16 protein-coding genes, 1 tRNA gene and 1 pseudogene are annotated in these 18,053 nt (G+C 57.6%); 14 read left to right on the top strand and 4 right to left on the bottom strand.

Annotation, left to right across the window (positions count from 1 at the left end; genetic code table 11):
* Positions 1-35 precede the first annotated feature (35 nt).
* From sufB to sufA, 7 genes are all read left to right on the top strand, one after another.
* Positions 36-1,505, top strand: coding sequence for a Fe-S cluster assembly protein SufB (gene sufB / locus FHP24_RS00090; protein ID WP_139671152.1), 1,470 nt, complete (start codon positions 36-38; stop codon positions 1,503-1,505).
* Positions 1,506-1,508: 3 nt separating this feature from the next.
* A complete protein-coding gene (locus FHP24_RS00085) occupies positions 1,509-1,766 on the top strand; it encodes a hypothetical protein (RefSeq protein WP_139671148.1) in 258 nt (85 codons plus the stop codon).
* The gene (gene sufC, locus FHP24_RS00080; RefSeq protein ID WP_139671145.1) at positions 1,759-2,514 is read left to right on the top strand and encodes a Fe-S cluster assembly ATPase SufC; all 756 of its coding nucleotides are present in this window, start codon (positions 1,759-1,761) and stop codon (positions 2,512-2,514) included. Before FHP24_RS00085 ends, sufC begins: the two co-directional genes overlap by 8 nt.
* Positions 2,515-2,533: 19 nt before the next feature.
* Positions 2,534-3,817, top strand: coding sequence for a Fe-S cluster assembly protein SufD (gene sufD, locus FHP24_RS00075; RefSeq protein WP_139671142.1), 1,284 nt, complete (start codon positions 2,534-2,536; stop codon positions 3,815-3,817).
* A gap of 189 nt (positions 3,818-4,006) precedes the next feature.
* On the top strand, positions 4,007-5,251 hold the full coding sequence (locus FHP24_RS00070; RefSeq protein ID WP_139671139.1) for a cysteine desulfurase: 1,245 nt from the start codon (positions 4,007-4,009) through the stop codon (positions 5,249-5,251).
* Positions 5,252-5,267: 16 nt separating this feature from the next.
* On the top strand, positions 5,268-5,642 hold the full coding sequence (locus tag FHP24_RS00065) for an SUF system Fe-S cluster assembly protein (RefSeq protein WP_139671136.1): 375 nt from the start codon (positions 5,268-5,270) through the stop codon (positions 5,640-5,642).
* 94 nt (positions 5,643-5,736) lie between these two features.
* On the top strand, positions 5,737-6,126 hold the full coding sequence (gene sufA, locus FHP24_RS00060; protein ID WP_139671133.1) for a Fe-S cluster assembly scaffold SufA: 390 nt from the start codon (positions 5,737-5,739) through the stop codon (positions 6,124-6,126).
* A gap of 201 nt (positions 6,127-6,327) precedes the next feature.
* Here the strand turns inward: sufA and FHP24_RS00055 are convergent, their stop codons facing one another.
* The 4 genes and pseudogenes from FHP24_RS00055 to FHP24_RS00040 form a co-directional block, all read right to left on the bottom strand.
* Positions 6,328-7,557 (bottom strand): O-antigen ligase family protein, encoded by a 1,230-nt coding sequence (locus FHP24_RS00055; protein ID WP_139671130.1) that lies wholly within the window; start codon positions 7,555-7,557, stop codon positions 6,328-6,330.
* 36 nt (positions 7,558-7,593) lie between these two features.
* A pseudogene (locus FHP24_RS00050) lies at positions 7,594-8,424 on the bottom strand (acyltransferase family protein); the annotation flags it as partial.
* A 594-nt stretch (positions 8,425-9,018) separates the two neighbouring features.
* Entirely contained in the window at positions 9,019-9,486 is a 468-nt protein-coding gene (locus FHP24_RS00045) for a CBS domain-containing protein (RefSeq protein ID WP_139671124.1), read from the bottom strand.
* 230 nt (positions 9,487-9,716) lie between these two features.
* Positions 9,717-9,806, bottom strand: a tRNA-Ser gene (locus FHP24_RS00040).
* Positions 9,807-10,266: 460 nt separating this feature from the next.
* Between FHP24_RS00040 and FHP24_RS00035 the strand changes: the two genes are divergently transcribed.
* The 7 genes from FHP24_RS00035 to FHP24_RS00005 all read left to right on the top strand — a co-directional run bounded on the left by FHP24_RS00035 (position 10,267) and on the right by FHP24_RS00005 (position 17,836).
* Positions 10,267-11,349 (top strand): septal ring lytic transglycosylase RlpA family protein, encoded by a 1,083-nt coding sequence (locus FHP24_RS00035; RefSeq protein WP_139671121.1) that lies wholly within the window; start codon positions 10,267-10,269, stop codon positions 11,347-11,349.
* A 166-nt stretch (positions 11,350-11,515) separates the two neighbouring features.
* Positions 11,516-12,682 (top strand): D-alanyl-D-alanine carboxypeptidase family protein, encoded by a 1,167-nt coding sequence (locus tag FHP24_RS00030; protein ID WP_139676043.1) that lies wholly within the window; start codon positions 11,516-11,518, stop codon positions 12,680-12,682.
* An 82-nt stretch (positions 12,683-12,764) separates the two neighbouring features.
* Positions 12,765-13,430 carry a dTMP kinase gene (tmk, locus tag FHP24_RS00025; protein WP_139671118.1) on the top strand — a complete coding sequence of 222 codons (666 nt, stop codon included), beginning with the start codon at positions 12,765-12,767 and terminating at the stop codon, positions 13,428-13,430.
* Positions 13,427-14,458: a DNA polymerase III subunit delta' gene (locus FHP24_RS00020; RefSeq protein ID WP_139671115.1), complete on the top strand. Its 1,032-nt coding sequence runs from the start codon at positions 13,427-13,429 to the stop codon at positions 14,456-14,458. Before tmk ends, FHP24_RS00020 begins: the two co-directional genes overlap by 4 nt.
* Before the next feature lie 116 nt (positions 14,459-14,574).
* On the top strand, positions 14,575-16,134 hold the full coding sequence (metG, locus tag FHP24_RS00015) for a methionine--tRNA ligase (protein WP_139671112.1): 1,560 nt from the start codon (positions 14,575-14,577) through the stop codon (positions 16,132-16,134).
* A 74-nt stretch (positions 16,135-16,208) separates the two neighbouring features.
* On the top strand, positions 16,209-16,991 hold the full coding sequence (locus tag FHP24_RS00010) for a TatD family hydrolase (protein ID WP_139671109.1): 783 nt from the start codon (positions 16,209-16,211) through the stop codon (positions 16,989-16,991).
* A gap of 2 nt (positions 16,992-16,993) precedes the next feature.
* Complete coding sequence (locus FHP24_RS00005; protein WP_139671106.1) at positions 16,994-17,836, top strand: MBL fold metallo-hydrolase; 843 nt, start codon at positions 16,994-16,996, stop codon at positions 17,834-17,836.
* Positions 17,837-18,053: the final 217 nt, after the last annotated feature.

The raw sequence follows: 18,053 nt of genomic DNA, 5'->3' as shown, positions 1-18,053 counted from the left end.
CCGGAATTTGAACCGGCAAGATTTGGAGACTGAAGATGCCTGCTGTCCAGGAAACGATCGATCAGGTCCGTGGGATCGATATCGACCAGTACAAATACGGCTTCGAGACCATTATCGAAGTGGACAAGGCTCCGAAGGGGCTTTCGGAAGATATCATCCGCTTCATATCGGCCAAGAAGCAGGAGCCGGAATGGATGCTGGAATGGCGTCTCGACGCCTACAAGCGCTGGCTGACGATGGTAGAGCCGACATGGGCTCGCGTCGAATATCCGAAGATCGACTTCAACGATCTCTACTATTATGCCGCTCCGAAGAACGTGACCGGTCCGGTATCTCTGGACGAGGTCGATCCCGAGCTGCTGCGGACCTATGAAAAGCTCGGTATTCCGCTGCGTGAGCAGGAAATTCTCGCCGGCGTGCAGACTTCCAAGGTTGCCGTGGACGCGGTCTTCGATTCGGTTTCGGTCGTCACCACCTTCAAAAAGGAACTCCAGAAGGCCGGCGTGATCTTCATGTCGATCTCCGAAGCGATCCGCGAACATCCCGAACTGATCAAGCAATATCTCGGTTCTGTGGTGCCGACGACGGACAATTATTACGCGACGCTGAACGCCGCCGTGTTCACCGACGGCTCCTTCGTCTTCGTGCCGAAGGGCGTGCGCTGCCCGATGGAACTGTCCACCTACTTCCGTATCAACGAGAAGAATACGGGCCAGTTCGAGCGCACGCTGATCATCGCCGAAGAAGGCGCTTACGTCTCCTATCTCGAAGGCTGCACCGCGCCGCAGCGCGATGAAAACCAGCTTCATGCTGCCGTTGTCGAGCTCGTTGCGCTCGATGACGCCGAAATCAAATATTCGACGGTTCAGAACTGGTATCCGGGCGACAAGGAAGGCAAGGGCGGCATCTACAACTTCGTCACCAAGCGTGGCGATTGCCGTGGCCATCGCTCCAAGATCTCCTGGACACAGGTCGAGACCGGTTCGGCAATCACCTGGAAATACCCGTCCTGCATCCTGCGCGGCGATGAAAGCCAGGGTGAGTTCTACTCGATCGCTGTGTCCAATGGTCACCAGCAGATCGACAGCGGTACCAAGATGATCCATCTCGGCAAGAACACGTCGAGCCGCATCATCTCAAAGGGCATTTCCGCAGGCGTGTCGCAGAATACCTATCGCGGCCAGGTGTCGGTCAATCGGCGGGCAGAAAATGCCCGCAACTTCACCAACTGCGATTCGCTCCTCATCGGCGACAAGTGTGGTGCGCATACCGTGCCCTATATCGAGGTGAAGAACGCGTCAGCGCAGATCGAGCACGAGGCGACCACCTCGAAGATTTCCGATGACCAGAAATTCTACGCAATGCAGCGTGGCATTCCGGAAGAAGAGGCGATCGCACTGATCGTCAACGGCTTCGTCAAGGACGTCATCCAGCAGTTGCCGATGGAATTTGCGGTGGAAGCCCAGAAGCTGATCGGTATCTCGCTCGAGGGCAGTGTGGGGTAACGAATGAACAAAGACGAACGGCCCGATATGACAGTTGGTATGAAGGTCATGGTTTTGACCATCTTCATCTGCTGCATCGGACTGTTTGTCGGACTGACAGGTCTGATGGCGGATTGGGCTTTGGCCAAATCCATTGGAGCTGTTTCACTTGTCGTTGTCGTCACAATCATTTGGGCTGCGCCCGAGCTTGTCGGCGAAAAATTGATGGATCGCTTCCTTTACGGAAGAAAAAACAAATCAAGAGATGAAAAAGATGCTTGAGATCAAGAACCTGCACGCCCGCATCGCCGAAGACGGCACCGAGATCATCCGTGGCCTGAACCTGACCGTGAAGCCGGGCGAGATCGCCGCCATCATGGGGCCGAACGGCTCCGGCAAGTCTACGCTCTCCTACATCCTGTCGGGTCGCGAAGACTACGAAGTCACCGAGGGTGACATCACCTATAACGGCGAGAGCATTCTCGAACTCGATCCGGCCGAACGCGCCTCCAAGGGCATTTTCCTCGCCTTCCAGTATCCGGTCGAAATTCCGGGCGTCGCGACGATGCAGTTCCTCAAGGTGGCGATGAACGAGCAGCGCAAGGCGCGCGGCGAAGCAGAATTGACGACGCCGGACTTCATGCGCCGCGTAAAGGAGGCCGCTGAAGGCCTGAAGATCGATCCGGCCATGCTGCGCCGTCCGCTCAATGTCGGTTTCTCCGGTGGTGAAAAGAAGCGCGCCGAAATCCTGCAGATGGCTCTGCTCGAGCCGACGCTCTGCATCCTCGACGAAACCGATTCAGGCCTCGATATCGATGCTCTCAAGATCGTTGCCGATGGCGTCAACGCGCTGCGTTCGCCCGATCGCGCCGTGATCGTCATCACCCACTACCAGCGCCTGCTCGACTACATCGTACCGGATACGGTCCACGTCCTCTACAAGGGCCAGATCATCCGCACCGGCGACAAGGAACTCGCCCACGAGCTGGAAGCGAACGGCTATGCCGACGTGATCGGGACTGCGGCCTGAGCCCGGGAAGGATTTTTGCATGAACATCCAGACAAATCAGCCCGCCAGCAGGCTCACCGCCGCTGAGACGGCGCTTGTCGATGCCTTCGCAGCCCAGATCGGCGAACTGCCCGGCAACGGCGCCGTCACCGGCACTCGCGACCGATTGCTCGACGATCTGAAGAAAGCCGGTCTTCCGACACGCCGGATCGAATCCTGGCACTATACCGACCTGAAGAACCTGCTGCGCGCCGTCCCCGACCGCGTTGCCGGTGCCGCTATCGATCCTGTCGCAGCGCTGGTGAAGGGGGCAACCGTCCTCTCCATCCTGCAGGGCCAGGCCGATGCGACATCGTCGATCAACGGCGTCACGATTTCGGCTTTCCGCGATCAGTTGACCGACGGCTCCGCTATGGCCGGCCTTACGGCTCTCGACAAGGACGATGCGATCGGCCGCTTGAACGGCAGTTTCGTGCGTGACGGACTGGTACTCGCTATTGCGGCCGGCGCGGAGATCGATGCGCCGATCGAGCTGCAGGCGCTTCATGGCGAAGGCCAGATCCACACCCGGTTCCCGGTCTCCTTCGGTGCGGGTTCCAAGGCGACGATCATCGAGCGTCACCAGTCGGCAGCGGATGGCGCTGCACTCGTATCTTCGATCAGTGACATCACGCTGGAAGATGGCGCCGAGATCACCTGGATCATTCTGCAGCAACAGGGTGCCGCCGATACGCATCTGGCGCAGATTCGCGCCAAGCTCGGTACAGACGCCAAGCTTCGCCTTTATGTCGTCAATGCCGGCGGCAAGCTGGTACGCCAGGAGCTTCGTATCGAAGTTCAGGGCGAGGGCGCCGAACTGACGCTGCGCGGGGTCAACCTGCTCGGCGGCGACACCCATACGGACGTGACACTGGTGCTCGGCCACAATGTGCCGCACACCAACTCGACGGAGACTTTCCGCAACGTCGTGTTCGACAAGGCAAGCGGTGTATTCCAGGGCATGATCCGGGTTGCGCCCGATGCCCAGAAGACCGATGCCAAGATGGCCTGCAACACGCTTCTGATGTCCGACGACGGCGATTTCTCCGTCAAGCCGGAGCTGGAGATCTTCGCCGACGACGTCATCTGTGGTCATGGTGCGACAGTTGCCGATATCGACCGCAACCATCTGTTCTATATGATGGCGCGCGGCGTTCCGGAGAACAAGGCACGCGGCCTGCTGGTCAACGCCTTCGTGGCCGAGATCGTCGAGGAACTGGAAGACGAAGCGCTGGTCGAACCGCTGGAAGAGATCATTTCCGTCTGGCTCGACAAGCACGCCTGAGGCACTTCGTCGTCATGCTCATCCTCGGGCTTAACCCGAGTATGAGCATCTGCAACGCTGATTTCGTTGCAACGTAAGTAGATCCTCGGCACAGGGCCGAGGATGACGCAGAGATTGCGGTAGATATTGCTGCCACTATGGTTCCGCCGCAGGACTTCCGTGCGGAGGCGACAATCGAAAGGGTCTGAGATGGACCAGACGACACCGTTAGCCGCCTATGACGTCGACGCGATAAGGCGGGATTTCCCGATCCTGTCGACTATGGTGCACGGCAACAAGCCGCTTGTGTATCTGGATAACGGCGCTTCGGCCCAGAAGCCGCAGCAGGTGATCGACGCGATCAGCTATGCCTATTCCAGCGAATATGCCAATGTGCATCGCGGCCTTCATTATTTGTCGAATGCCGCAACCGATGCCTATGAGGCCGCGCGCGAAAAGGTTCGCCGTTTCCTCAATGCCGGCTCGGTGGACGAGATCGTTTTCACCAGCAATTCGACATCTGCGATCAATACGGTCGCCTATGGTTACGGCATGCCGCATATCGGCGAGGGAGACGAGATCGTCATCACGATCATGGAGCATCACTCCAACATCGTGCCATGGCATTTCATTCGCGAACGGCAGGGCGCCAAGATCACATGGGTGCCGGTGGATGACGAAGGTACCTTTCATATCGAGGATTTCGAAAAGTCGCTGACGGAAAAGACCAGGATGGTCGCCGTCACCCACATGTCGAATGCGCTTGGCACAGTCGTGCCCGTCAAGGAGATCTGCCGCATCGCCCATGAGCGCGGCATTCCGGTCCTCATCGACGGCAGCCAGAGCGCCGTGCACATGCCGATCGACGTGCAGGATATAGACTGCGACTGGTTCGTGATGACCGGTCACAAGCTCTACGGCCCGTCCGGCATCGGCGTGCTTTATGGCAAGACGGATCGGCTGAAGGAAATGCGTCCGTTCCAGGGTGGCGGCGAGATGATCGTCGAGGTGGACGAGAATTTCGTCACCTACAACGACCCTCCGCACCGCTTCGAGGCCGGTACGCCGCCGATCGTACAGGCGATAGGTCTCGGTTACGCGCTGGATTACATGGACAAGGTCGGACGCGCGGCAATCGCCCGTCACGAGGCGGATCTGACGGCTTATGCGACCGAGCGGCTGTCGGCGATCAATTCGCTTCGGGTCATCGGCAATGCGCCGGGGAAGGGAGCGATATTCTCCTTCGAACTGGCCGGTATCCACGCCCATGACGTATCTATGGTGATCGACCGACGCGGCGTTGCCGTGCGAGCCGGCACCCATTGCGCCATGCCGCTCTTGAAACGCTTCGGCGTCACCTCCACATGCCGGGCATCCTTCGGCATGTACAATACCCGTGCCGAAGTTGACGCGCTGGCGGACGCTTTGGATTACGCGCGCAATTTCTTCGCCTGAGGATATTTGGACGGCCATGGATCAAGACATACCCAAATGGGATGCCCGCGAAGGCATCATCGAATCCGCCATTCCCGCGGAAGAGCTTACGCGCCTGTCGGACGATATCGTCTCGGCGCTGAAGACCGTCTACGACCCGGAAATTCCGGCCGACATTTTCGAACTTGGTCTTATCTACAAGATCGATATCGAGGATGACCGGATGGTGAAGATCGCCATGACGCTGACCGCGCCGGGTTGCCCTGTGGCGGGCGAGATGCCCGGTTGGGTCGAGAATGCTGTGGGCGCCGTCGAAGGCGTTTCGGGCGTCGAGGTGGAAATGACATTCGATCCGCCATGGACGCCCGAGCGCATGTCCGAAGAGGCACAGGTCGCCATCGGCTGGTATTAGGCGTCTCCGGTATTGATCGGTTAAGCCGCCGGTACTAAATTGGAATCTTGAAACGCCGGGCCTTGAACCCGGTTGTGGAAGAGGAATTAAGCCGATGGGCTTTTCAGTAATGACCATGACCGACGCTGCGGCAACGCGCGTCAACCAGATCGTTTCCAATTCCGGTCAGGATGCCAAAGGTATCCGCGTCGGGATCAAGAAGGGCGGTTGCGCCGGCATGGAATACACGATCGATCTCGTCACCGAGGCAAGCGCCAAGGACGACATGATCGAACGCGATGGCGCAAGAGTGTGGATCGAGCCGTCGGCGGTTCTTTATCTTCTTGGCACGCAGATGGATTTCGAAACGACCAAAATGCGGTCAGGCTTCATTTTCGTGAACCCGAACCAGACATCGGCCTGCGGCTGCGGCGAGTCCGTCGAACTGAAACCCGCGGAGCTTGCCGAACTGGCCAAGCAGCGTGAGGCGGATGCTCGCGTTTAAATAATCCAGCTCCGGACGGACAGGTTTGAAGTATCGACATGCGAAAAGCTGTCGATACCTTTCCGCTTAAGGCGAATTTCGGCGTAACACGATATTGAAGTTTTCGATTGCAAGGCCCGAAATTTCACGGTCCTCATCCGTGTAACGTCCTAGCCGACAACACCCCTTGAAAACTCAGGGCGTCGGCACACTCGCCTGATCTTATCGCGCAGATATCGTTCGCTGCACCGCAGTGGGAAACGCCTGAGAGCGTTCTTTGGATTGCCGCTGATGAGCGTGAGCCGTCAACCCGACTCCGAAGATCAGCCCGGTCATCGTGGCTCCCCCAGGAGCAATCGCCAGTGGCGTCATCCATCCATAAGCCGTCAGCATCGTCCCCGTCAGGAAAAGCGGCCAGCCGTATTTCATCGGCAGCGATCGCTGCGGGGTGGAGCAACGCCATAAGATGACGAGATATAAGATCAGCCCGATCAGGCCGAACTCAAACCAGACACCAACGCTGCCGACGTCCCCAGGGAAGATCAGATAAGGGCCCAGGAATGGCTTGGAAGCATCTGCTGACGGCGACATTCCGAATCCCCACAGAGGATCCGCAAAAATTCGATCGCGCATCACTTCGTATTCCAATGCGCGATACGCACCTGAGACGTCGCTGGCAAACAAGTCGAATGGATTGAACGACGGAACTACAACCCCCGACAGAATGAATGCTGTTCCGAGCGCCAGAACGACGGCCGCCGACATCCGCAACAAACCCGGCCTGGGAGAAATTATAAACACTAAGCTGAGACAGAAGATAACCAGCAGATATACACGCGATAGAGACAGTATGGACGCCAATGAACATATCAAAAAGAAGGACAGAGTGGTCCAGGTTACACGCGTCCGGATTTGTACCAGCCAATAAAAATAGGTGAACGCGGCCAGTCCTGAATAAAGGAAAATTCGTGCTCCGCGGAAATCGAGGTCGGATACGAGCTCTGCAAGGAGTTTTCCCGGCAGGACGCCAGCCAACTGCATGATCGAGGCAAGAGTATAAAAGCAGCAATAACCGGTTCCGTAACCGACCACGCATTTCAGAAGATACGTTCGTCCACCGGCCAGACAGATGCCCGCGAATGGTACGAATGACATAACCCATATGTATTGAAAGAAGGCGTTGGTGTTTACCGGCAGCCAGAGCTTGTCTGCGAAAACCGATAACTGGTTCATCACGAGCGCTACGTAACCCACGGCCATGAGCGGTATGAGTATGTGACCCCGTATTGCGGTATAAATGCAATAGAACACAATGATCGCGGCGCAGCTGCCCAAAATCAGGGGCTGCATGAACAAGCCAATCACCCGGTAGATACGGGATGCAAATATAAGGTCGCCAACAAGAAGTACGTGAACCAGCACTCTGTGAAGAGCGAATTCAAGTTCCTCCAAGGGGTCTTTTATCCGGCCAACTGACGTCATTTTCACCTAGCCGATAGGATTTGGCACCGAAGATTTGCGGAGCGGTTTCGAGCTTGTAAATCGTCGTTCGATATAAATCCAGCTAAGATAACCGGCAATGTAAGCCAGTGGCAGGCTCAACACGATCAAGAGAGTTGGCGACGACACGCCGAGGAAATAGACGAGGCTGCTCGATATAGGCCAACCGTAAAGATAAACCCCGTATGATACGTCATCGTCGCCATTGATCCGGGAGATGCCGGGGGATTTTACGGCGAACGCAAACCAAAAGATCAGATATCCCCCGAAGACGACGAACGCCGCGACTTCGAATGTCTCTATTGCCGTCAAGGCTAAAAGCATAGCGGCGCAACATGCGGCGATATCACCTCTCAGAGGTATCCTGTCGCGATAAAGATAGAAGCATGCCCCGACCGAGAAGGCGGCAAGAAACCTGACCATGTCAAAGGGGTATCCGGTGAAAAATGCCACCGCGCCGTTCATTGTATTGGGGAGCGGCAGGGAGGTAAGTGCGACCAGAACGATCGACATTGCCGCAAACAATTGGCGCTTGGCAACCAGTCCCATCGAGCCCGCGACCAAAGCAAAGATATAGCAGCGAAACTCGTAGCTGATCGTCCACAGCGATCCGTTCAGGCTGTTGTAAGGGAGGCCGGAAAATCCATTGAATGGTGCAGGCTGCAGGGCCAGCGCGGTGACGACGAAGCGTATTGCTTGAGGGACACTATCAAATTGCAGCGCCACTCCGGTAAATGGCGCGAGCAGCAGGCAGACCAGCACGGCGGCAACAAATCCCGGATAGATTCGGAATATCCGTTTTTTAAGATAGGAGACCGCGCTCGATGACCGCTCGTAGCTTTAGACAATAAGATATCCGCTGATCAGGAAAAATCCATCCACGGATAGATTTCCAAGTGTACGACTGCCAATAATATTAGAGAGCAATTCCCGAGATGAGTTGCCGTCGATTATAGCGGGAGCGTGAGCTACAATTACGAGCGACGCAAAAAGCAAACGCAGGAAACCGATATTGTTCGAATGCGTCGCGGACTTCATCGGGCTACCTATGGCTGAATGCCTATCAGCTTATTGTATGCAGGATGCTTCCTGTCAACTTCACGCATTTTCTTTTGCGCGATAGTATTAATCGCACCACTTTGGATACTCTCGGCATCACCTGAGAGGTGCGGTTTTTCTGCCGTTACTGATGCCTCCTCGTTAAGCTATTTCTCCCGCCAGACAAAATCCATCGTGAGGACAATGGGCCTCACGATGCTTTCTGGCAGAGTTATCTGCATGAGCGTATGCCTGTCACTCTCGACGTCAAATTTCACCCCGAGAATTAGTTAGGGTCGTTTTTTTATGAGAGTGCTTCAAGTTGGAATCTCCATCAAGAAGGACGCTTGAATACGACATCGATCGCAGGTGGGCTCAGACCAAGCGGGCGCCAGCAATGGCTCGGACCACATCCGCCCGGCTGACAATACCCGCAAGACGGCCATCACGAAGAACCGGAAGGCGTTTGATATCCTTCTGCGACATGATTTCGGCAAGTTCCGCCAATTCCGTATCCACACCGACCGTCTGGACGGGAGCTGTCATGAGCAGGGCGGCACGATGCTGGTCTACTCCGATAAGTCCCGCAAATTCGGGCTCCAGATCGCTGCCTTCAGCGAGCGCGGAGACCCACCAGTCCCGGCGCTGTGTGACGGTCTTCCCGAACGGGCGAAGCAAATCCCGCTCGCTGACGATCCCGACCACTTGTCCGGTGGAATCGCAGACCGGGACGGCGCTAATGGCGTGCTTGGAGAGGAGGCCGGCGATTTCCTTCAAGGTCGTATCCGGCGACGCCGTGATTACATTCTGTGTCATGATGTCCTTGGCCCGAAAACCCATCATTTCCTCCTCTTTCCTGAATACATGCGGTTGCTCGGGCGCTGACAGCGCGCCGTGAGCAATCAATCGGAGGATAGGCCGCGGTTTTCACGCCCAGCAATGACCAGCATCAATAACGCTCTCGGTGAAAGGAGTTTTCTGCAGCTGAAGTCGATTTTCAGCGCGCCCTGACGAAAGCACCGTGAGGGCGGTAGCGGGGCGATTGGAGAAAATGGAAATCAGGTAGGTTGAAATGGCGGAAGAGGTGGGATTCGAACCCACGGTACGGTTCCCCGCACGACGGTTTTCAAGACCGTTGCCTTAAACCACTCGGCCACTCTTCCGGTCCGTTGCGCTTTATCGTCCATTGGCCGCTCCGTCAACGGCAGCCGCGACAGGAGGAGCGGGCAAAAGTCGCAGATCATGCGGCCGCTGTTGTCACTATTCTTTCTGTCGGAATCGATTCGTTAGTGGTTTCACAAACACAAGAGGTTAAGCGGCAGTATAGATTCCATAATGTTCCGCACAGGAACAGCAAGAAGCCAACCGAATTTACTGTTCATTAACCATAACCGATTGAATTTTAACCATTCCACAGATTTTGTTCGCAATTCCGCCACGAACAAAGCAAAACCTGTCCAATATTGAGCCTGAGTGACTACACGAGGGTAGGGACGTGGTTGTGAATGGTACGGATTGCGAGCTCCGCATCATATTCGCACAATACAAGATAGGGACGGACGCGTTTTGAGTTTGAGTGGCGGCAAACTTTCCCTCTGGTCTAAATGGCTTGGGATCAGCGTAATGTGCGCGACGATGGCATCCTGTGCCTCGACAAAAATGGCTGAGGCTCCGAAGAAGAAAAGTCACGGCAAGGAATATTTTGCCGAGTCGGAATATGGCGTGAAAGCCAGCCCGCGGGTTGTGGGTGATGGCAAGCCGGTTCCGAAGGGCGGCGGTCGCTTCATGGTCGGCCAGCCTTACGAGGTCAAGGGCAAGACCTATGTGCCCAAGGAAGATGCCAACTACAACAAGTCCGGCCTCGCTTCCTGGTACGGCTCCGCATTCCATGGTCGCCTTACGGCCAATGGCGAAGTCTATGACAGCTCGCACCTGTCTGCGGCCCATCCGACATTTCCGCTGCCGAGCTATGCCCGCGTAACCAATCTCGATACCGGGTCTTCGGTTGTCGTCCGTGTCAACGATCGCGGGCCGTATCACCCCGGCCGTATCATCGATGTTTCGGATAAAACTGCCGAGATGATCGATATCAAGCAGACCGGTACCGGCCGCGTCAACGTCCAGTATATGGGCCGTGCGCGCATGGATGGTGAGGACATGCCGTTCCTGATGGCATCCTACGTGCGCAAGGGAGACCGTCTGCCGACGTTCAATCCTGGCGGGCAGATCGCAAGTGGCGTGATGGTCGCTTCGAACCAGCCGCTTGGCGATCAGCTGCAGAGCTACGGTTCTTCGCTGCCCGCATCGACCGCATTTTCCGGTCGCACGCCAAGCGCCTCCGCCAAGCGTCCTGCCGCTCGTCAGTTCGAATCCCAGATCGCACAGGTTGCTGCCGTTCCGCGCGCCGCACCGGTTCCGGTCGAACGCAAGAACACCAGTGCTGCACGGCCGGCGCAGCAGGAGCGTGTCGTCGCTTCCGTCTACTCGCCTGCGCCGAGCCAGCCGAAGGCGCAGCCTGCCCAAGCCCGCGTTCAACCCGTACAGCGCGTGCAGCAGGCACAACAGATCCAGCCGCGCGCCCAGCAGCCGGCACAGGTTCAGACCACCGAAACCGCCTATGCCGCCGAACCGCAGCAGGGCAAGGCCACACGCGTGATGTTCGGCAACATGCTGCTCGAGCCTCCGAAGCCCGGCCAGAAATACTGATACCGTCGGTGGTCATTCCGTCGGCATCATCCTGACTTTTCATCACCTCGAAAACCGGAAAGGTTTTTGGGGTGATGTGTTTTTCTCAGGTGCCATTGCATTCTTTATCCAGCATAAATGGCGTCTGGCGCTGTAAGCATGAATCGGACGGGACTGCGGGGGAATGATGCGAGGTTTTCTGCTTCTGGGTTTCGTGCTGGCTGCAATCGCATTCCAGCCTGCAGATGAGACGATCGCGCAGGAAGCCCAGCCCGTATTCGCGACAAAGGCGAAGCAGGCCTATCTCGTCGAAGAGGCGACCGGAACCGTTCTGCTTGCGGTCAACGAGAATCAGTCCTTTCCGGCAGCCTCGCTCGCCAAGCTGATGACGATGGAAGTCGTTTTCGATGCCTTGAAGAACGGCGCAATCTCACCCGAAGCGCTTTATCCTGTCAGCGAATATGCCTGGCGCACAGGCGGCGCGCCGTCCGGCACCACGACGATGTTTGCCGCATTGAAATCGCAGGTTCCGGTCGGTGACCTGATGCGTGGCGTGGTCATCCAGAACGCCAACGATGCCTGCATCATTCTTGCAGAAGGCATTGCCCGCTCCGAGGGCGAGTTCGCGGCACGCATGACGGCACGGGCGAGGGATATCGGCCTGACGCGCTCCACATTCGGCAATGCGACCGGTCTGCCCTATGCGGAAAGCTGGACCACGGCCCATGACCTGGTGGAGCTTTCGAGGCATCTCCATGGCAGTTATCCCGACTATTATCCTCTTTATGCGCAGCCGGACTTCCAGTGGAACAAGATCTTTCAGCGCAACAAGAACCCGCTGCTCTCGCTGAATATGGGAGTCGACGGGCTGGGCGCCGGTTTTGCCGAGGGAACGGGTTACGCACTTGCGGCTTCCGTCGCGCGTGATGGAACGCGGCTTTTCCTCGCCATGGGTGGGCTCGCCACGGACAAGGAACGTTCCGAAGAAGCCAAGCGCCTGCTCGAATGGGGACTGTCCTCCTTCCAGACCAAAGTTTTGTTCAAGACCGATGACGTGATCGGGCAGGCCAGCGTCTATGGCGGCACCGACAGCCATGTCGATCTCGTCACCCGCGAAGCCGTCGAAGTCTATGTCCCGCGGACCAATCCCGAACGCCTCTCCGGCCGAATCGTCTATCGCTGGCCGCTCCGTGCACCGGTGGCGCAGGGTGCGGAAGTCGCTGTCCTGAAGATTTCGGCCGGCGACCGTGTCATCCGGGAAGTACCGCTTATGGCAGCCGCACCAGTCGAGGTCGGCGGTCTGCGGGCGCAGGCAAGCGATGCACTGCTGGAATTAATGTTCTTCTGGCTCTGACGATTGTTTCGCCGGCGCGCCCGATGCACTATATGGCCAGTCCCAGGACAACAAGACCAAGACAATAGGTACGAAGACACGCGTGGCAGATCGTTCGGGCATATTCATCACCTTCGAAGGCGGCGAGGGGGTCGGCAAATCGACCCAGATTCGCCGGCTGGCCGATCGTCTGCGCCGGGCGGGCCATGACGTGCTTGTAACGCGCGAGCCGGGTGGTTCTCCGGGGGCTGAGGCCGTTCGCCACGTTCTCCTGAGCGGTGCAGCGGAAGCATTCGGTGTTCGCATGGAGGCGATCCTGTTTGCCGCGGCCCGTAACGATCATGTCGAGGAAGTCATCCGCCCGGCACTGGAAACCGGCGCCGTCGTGCTCTGCGACCGGTTCGTCGATTCGTCGCGCATCTATCAGGGCGTGACCGGCAATCTTGAGGCCGGCTTCATCGAAGAACTGCAGCGTATCGCCACCAATGGTGTGATGCCGGATCTCACTTTCATTCTCGACCTTCCTGCCGAGGCAGGTCTTGCCCGCGCCCGCCGACGCGGCGGTGACGAGGCACCGGATCGTTTCGAAAAGGAAGAGATCGAGACGCACGAAAAGCGGCGTCAGGCCTATCTGGATATCGCAGAATCAGAGCCGCTGCGCTGCAGGATCATCGATGCCGGTCGCTCCGAAGACGCCATAGCCGATGAGATTATCGCGTTGGTCGAAGCCGCAACCGATGATCGTGTCGCCGTGGAGCAGGTCTCTTGAGCGACACAAACGCCCAGGTTCTCGACGGCGCAATATCGCCTGCTGCGAATACTGCACTGTTCGGCCATGTCGATGCGCAGGCCTTTCTGGCGCGCAGTTACCGGACCGGAAAGTCGCACCACGCTATCCTGATCGAAGGCCCGGAAGGAATCGGCAAGGCGACGCTTGCCTTTCGCTTCGCCAATTACGTGCTTTCCCATCCGGATCCAGGCGCGGCACCTGTTTCGATCCCGGACCCCGATCCCTTGACGCCGGTCAGCCGGCAGATCCTGTCAGGCGCCTCCCACAATCTGCTGCATCTCAGCCGTCCGGTGGACGACAAGACCGGCAAGGTGAAAAGCGCGATTACCGTGGATGAGGTAAGGCGGGCAGGGCACTTCTTTTCTCAGACATCCGGTACCGGCAATCGCCGCATCGTCATTATCGATCCGGCAGACGACCTGAACCGTAATGCGGCCAACGCGATCCTGAAAATCCTCGAGGAGCCGCCACGCGGTGCAATGTTCCTCGTCCTGTCGCATGCGCCCGGAAAGCTGCTGCCGACGATCCGTTCCCGTTGCCAGACGCTCAAGTTGTCACCACTTGACGACAACGAGCTGACACAGGCGCTTTCTGCGCTTGGACAGCCGCTTGATGGCGGCAAGACGGAAGAAGCGGTGAGGGAGCTTGCCAAGGGTAGCGTTTCGCGTGCCTTGAAGCTGATGAACTACGGCGGACTGGATATCATCGCGGCTTTCGACGAGATCGTCACCGGGCAGGGACCTTCTGCGCGCAAGGCCATGCACCGCCTGGCAGACGTGCTTTCAGGCAAGGACAGCGAAGTGATCTTCACCTTCTTTCTCGAGCATGTGAGCGACCACATTGTAGAACAGGCACGCAGTGCGGCGATGCAGGGGCAATTGGCGATTGCCGACCGGCGCGCGAAACTGGTCAGCGAGATCGTTGAAAAGATCACGATTTCGACCGCTTACAATCTCGACAAGAAACAGACGCTGCTATCGATCCTGGAGGCGGCCCGGGCGGCCTGATCATCGGTTCCAAACGGCCTTCCATCAGGAACTTTGGGTTTCGCATCAGCCAAACATGCGCTAAGAGCGGCATGACCCGCGCCGTTGCGCGCGAAAACCAAGTTTCCGAGTGTTCCATGTCCGACAAGACGCCTTTCTACATCACCACCGCGATTTCCTATCCGAACGGCAAGCCGCATATCGGCCATGCCTACGAACTGATCGCGACCGATGCGATGGCGCGTTTCCAGCGCCTCGACGGCAAGGACGTGTTCTTTCTGACCGGCACAGACGAGCATGGCCAGAAGATGCAGCAGACGGCACGCAAGGAAGGCATTTCGCCGGAAGAACTGGCAGAGCGCAATTCCAGCGAGTTTCGCCAAATGGGCAAGCTGCTCAACGCCTCCAACGACGATTTCATCCGCACCACCGAGCCGCGGCATCACGAGGCGAGCCGGGCGATTTGGACACGGATGGCCGACAATGGCGATATCTACAAGGACAGCTATGCCGGCTGGTATTCCGTGCGCGATGAGGCCTATTACGCCGAGGATGAAACGGAAGTGCGTCCGGACGGCGTCCGTTATGGCCCACAGGGCACGCCGGTCGAATGGGTGGAGGAGTCGAGCTACTTCTTCAAGCTGTCGGCCTATCAGGACAGACTTCTGAAGCTCTACGAGGAAAACCCGGATTTCATCGGACCGGCCGAGCGCCGCAATGAAATCATCTCCTTCGTCAAATCGGGCCTGAGGGATCTGTCGATCTCGCGCACGACATTCGATTGGGGTGTGAAGGTGCCGAACGATCCGGCGCATGTCATGTATGTCTGGGTCGACGCGCTGACCAACTACGTCACCGCCACTGGCCTTCTCACCGATGAGAATGGCCCACGTGCGAAATTCTGGCCGGCGGATGCGCATATCATCGGCAAGGACATCATCCGCTTTCACACCGTCTACTGGCCCGCTTTCCTGATGTCGGCAAAGCTGCCGCTTCCGAAGCGAGTCTATGCCCATGGTTTCGTGCTCGCCAAGGGCGGTGAAAAAATGTCGAAATCGCTCGGCAACGTGCTCGATCCGTTCGAACTGATCGAGCATTTCGGCTTGGACGCGATCCGCTATTACCTGATGCGCGAAATCTCCTTCGGCCAGGATGGTTTCTGCAGCGAGGAAGCAATCGGCATTCGTATCAATGCCGATCTTGCCAATGGTATCGGCAACCTCGCCAGCCGCTCGCTGTCGATGATAGTCAAGAACTGCGACGGCCAGATTCCGACGCCGGGCGAGTTCAACGAGGTGGACCGCGAGATGCTGGCATCGGCCGATGCGCTGATCGCCATCTGCCGCGACGAAATGGGCAAACAGATGATCCACAAGGCGCTGGCCGCGATCATCGCCGTCGTCTCCGAAACGGATCGTTATTTCGCCGGCCAGGAGCCCTGGGCGTTGAAGAAGACCGATCCGGAACGGATGGGCACCGTTCTTTACGTCACGGCCGAAGTCGTTCGCCAGATCGCTATCCTGCTGCAGCCCTTCGTACCGCAATCCTCGGGAAAGCTGCTCGACCTCGTTGCAGCTTCAGCGGACGCGCGCGATTTCTCGGCACTAGGCGAAGCAGGCCGCCTGAAGCCGGGCACGCCGCTCGAAGCCCCGAAGCCGGTTTTCCCGCGCTATGTGGCGCCTGAGACAACGGCCTGAAAAAGACAAAGACGGCCCGGTATTTTCTTCCGGGCCGCTCAACATATTGAAGTCAAGGTTTGAATAACGTGTCCATGCTGATCGATAGCCATTGCCATCTGGATTTTGCCGAGTTTGAGGAGGAGCGCGACCAGCTCATCGAACGCGCCCATCAGGCCGGCGTGAAACAGATGGTGACGATCTCGACGCGCGTGAGAAAGCTGGGCACGCTTCTGGCGATCACAGAGAAATATCCTTCGGTTTTCTGCTCGGTCGGTACGCATCCGAACAATGCCGGCGAAGAGCTGGACATCATGGCGGAAGACCTGATCCGGCTTGCAAATTCCCATGAGAAGATAGTCGCGATCGGCGAAGCCGGTCTCGATTATTTCTACGACACACAGACGCCGACCGACCAGAAAACCGGGCTGTTGCGCCACATCGAGGCGGCACGCGAGACAAAACTTCCGCTCGTCATTCATAGCCGTAGCGCCGACGAGGACATGATCGGGATCCTGACTGCGGAAAGCGGGAAGGGGGCCTTCCCCTTCATCCTGCATTGCTTTTCAGCCGGACCCGACCTCGCCCGCGTCGGCGTCGAACTCGGCGGCTACGTGTCGTTCTCAGGCATTCTAACCTTCCCGAAATCGCAAGATATCCGCGACATCGCCAAAACCGTACCGATGGATCGTCTGTTGGTCGAAACTGATGCACCGTATCTGGCGCCAAAGCGCTGGCGCGGAAAACGCAACGAGCCATCCTATGTGGTGAATACGGCCGAGGTTCTGGCAGACGTTCATGGCGTCAGCTACGACGAAATTGCGGCGATCACGACGGACAATGCCTTCCGCTGCTTCTCCAAGATGCCGAGGTTATAGGCGTGCCAGAGGTCGCAACCGGATACCGTCGGCGCTTCACGATCCTCGGCTGCTCGTCGTCTCCGGGTGTGCCGCGGCTGAATGGCGACTGGGGTGATTGTGATCCGAAAAATCCCAAGAACCGGCGCACGCGTGCGGCTTTTCTCATCGAGCAGATTGCGCCGGATGGCGGCCGCACGGTGGTAGCTGTCGATACCGGTCCGGATTTCCGCGAGCAGATGATTTCGGCCAAGGTGCCGCGTATCGACGCGGTTCTCTACACGCATGCTCATGCCGACCATCTGCATGGCATCGACGACCTGCGCGGTTATGTTCTGCTGCAAAAACACCGCATACCGATCTACGCCGATCCGCTGACGATGGAACGCATCCGTCAGGGTTTTAGCTACTGCCTGGAGACGCCACCCGGCGGAAATTATCCGCCGATCGTGACGTCGATGCTGATCGACGATCTGGACGATGAGATCGTGGTCGATGGCGCCGGCGGACAGATACGCTTGCGGGCCCATATGCAGTCGCATGGCGACACGCATTCGCTCGGGTTCAGAATAGGCAATGTCGCTTACTGCACCGACGTCAGCAATTTCCCGGCTGCTAGCATCGATCGACTTTCCGGGTTGGATGTGCTGATCATCGACGCTTTGCAATATACGCGGCACCCGAGCCATCTGTCGCTGGAACAGGCACTGGACTGGATCTCCCGTCTCGGCGCCAGGCACGCAATCCTCACGCATATGCATATTCCGCTGGACTATCAGACGGTGCTGAACGAGACGCCGGAGCATGTGGAGCCGGCATATGACGGATTGAGTTTCGAGATTGATGTGCCGCATGCTGAGTTATAATCGAACTTTAGCAGATCTCGGCAAGCTCAGGGCGGCTATGGGATATCAGCTTGTTCCATAATCTATCTTATGCGATAATTGTGTGTAGCGGGGGCAGATTCCATTTTCAAATGCAACGAGGACAATAATGGCCATGGTTTCAGGAGGATGGAATGGCCCGCTCCTTTGTGCAGTTGAGTTTTGACGAACGTCGCGTGATCGCGCGCATGTATGAGAA

Origin of the sequence: Aliirhizobium smilacinae (assembly GCF_006335145.1) — a bacterium.
GTDB lineage: Bacteria > Pseudomonadota > Alphaproteobacteria > Rhizobiales > Rhizobiaceae > Neorhizobium > Neorhizobium smilacinae.
Note: the sequence above shows the minus strand (reverse complement) of the source record. Positions and strands in the feature narration are given on the sequence as shown.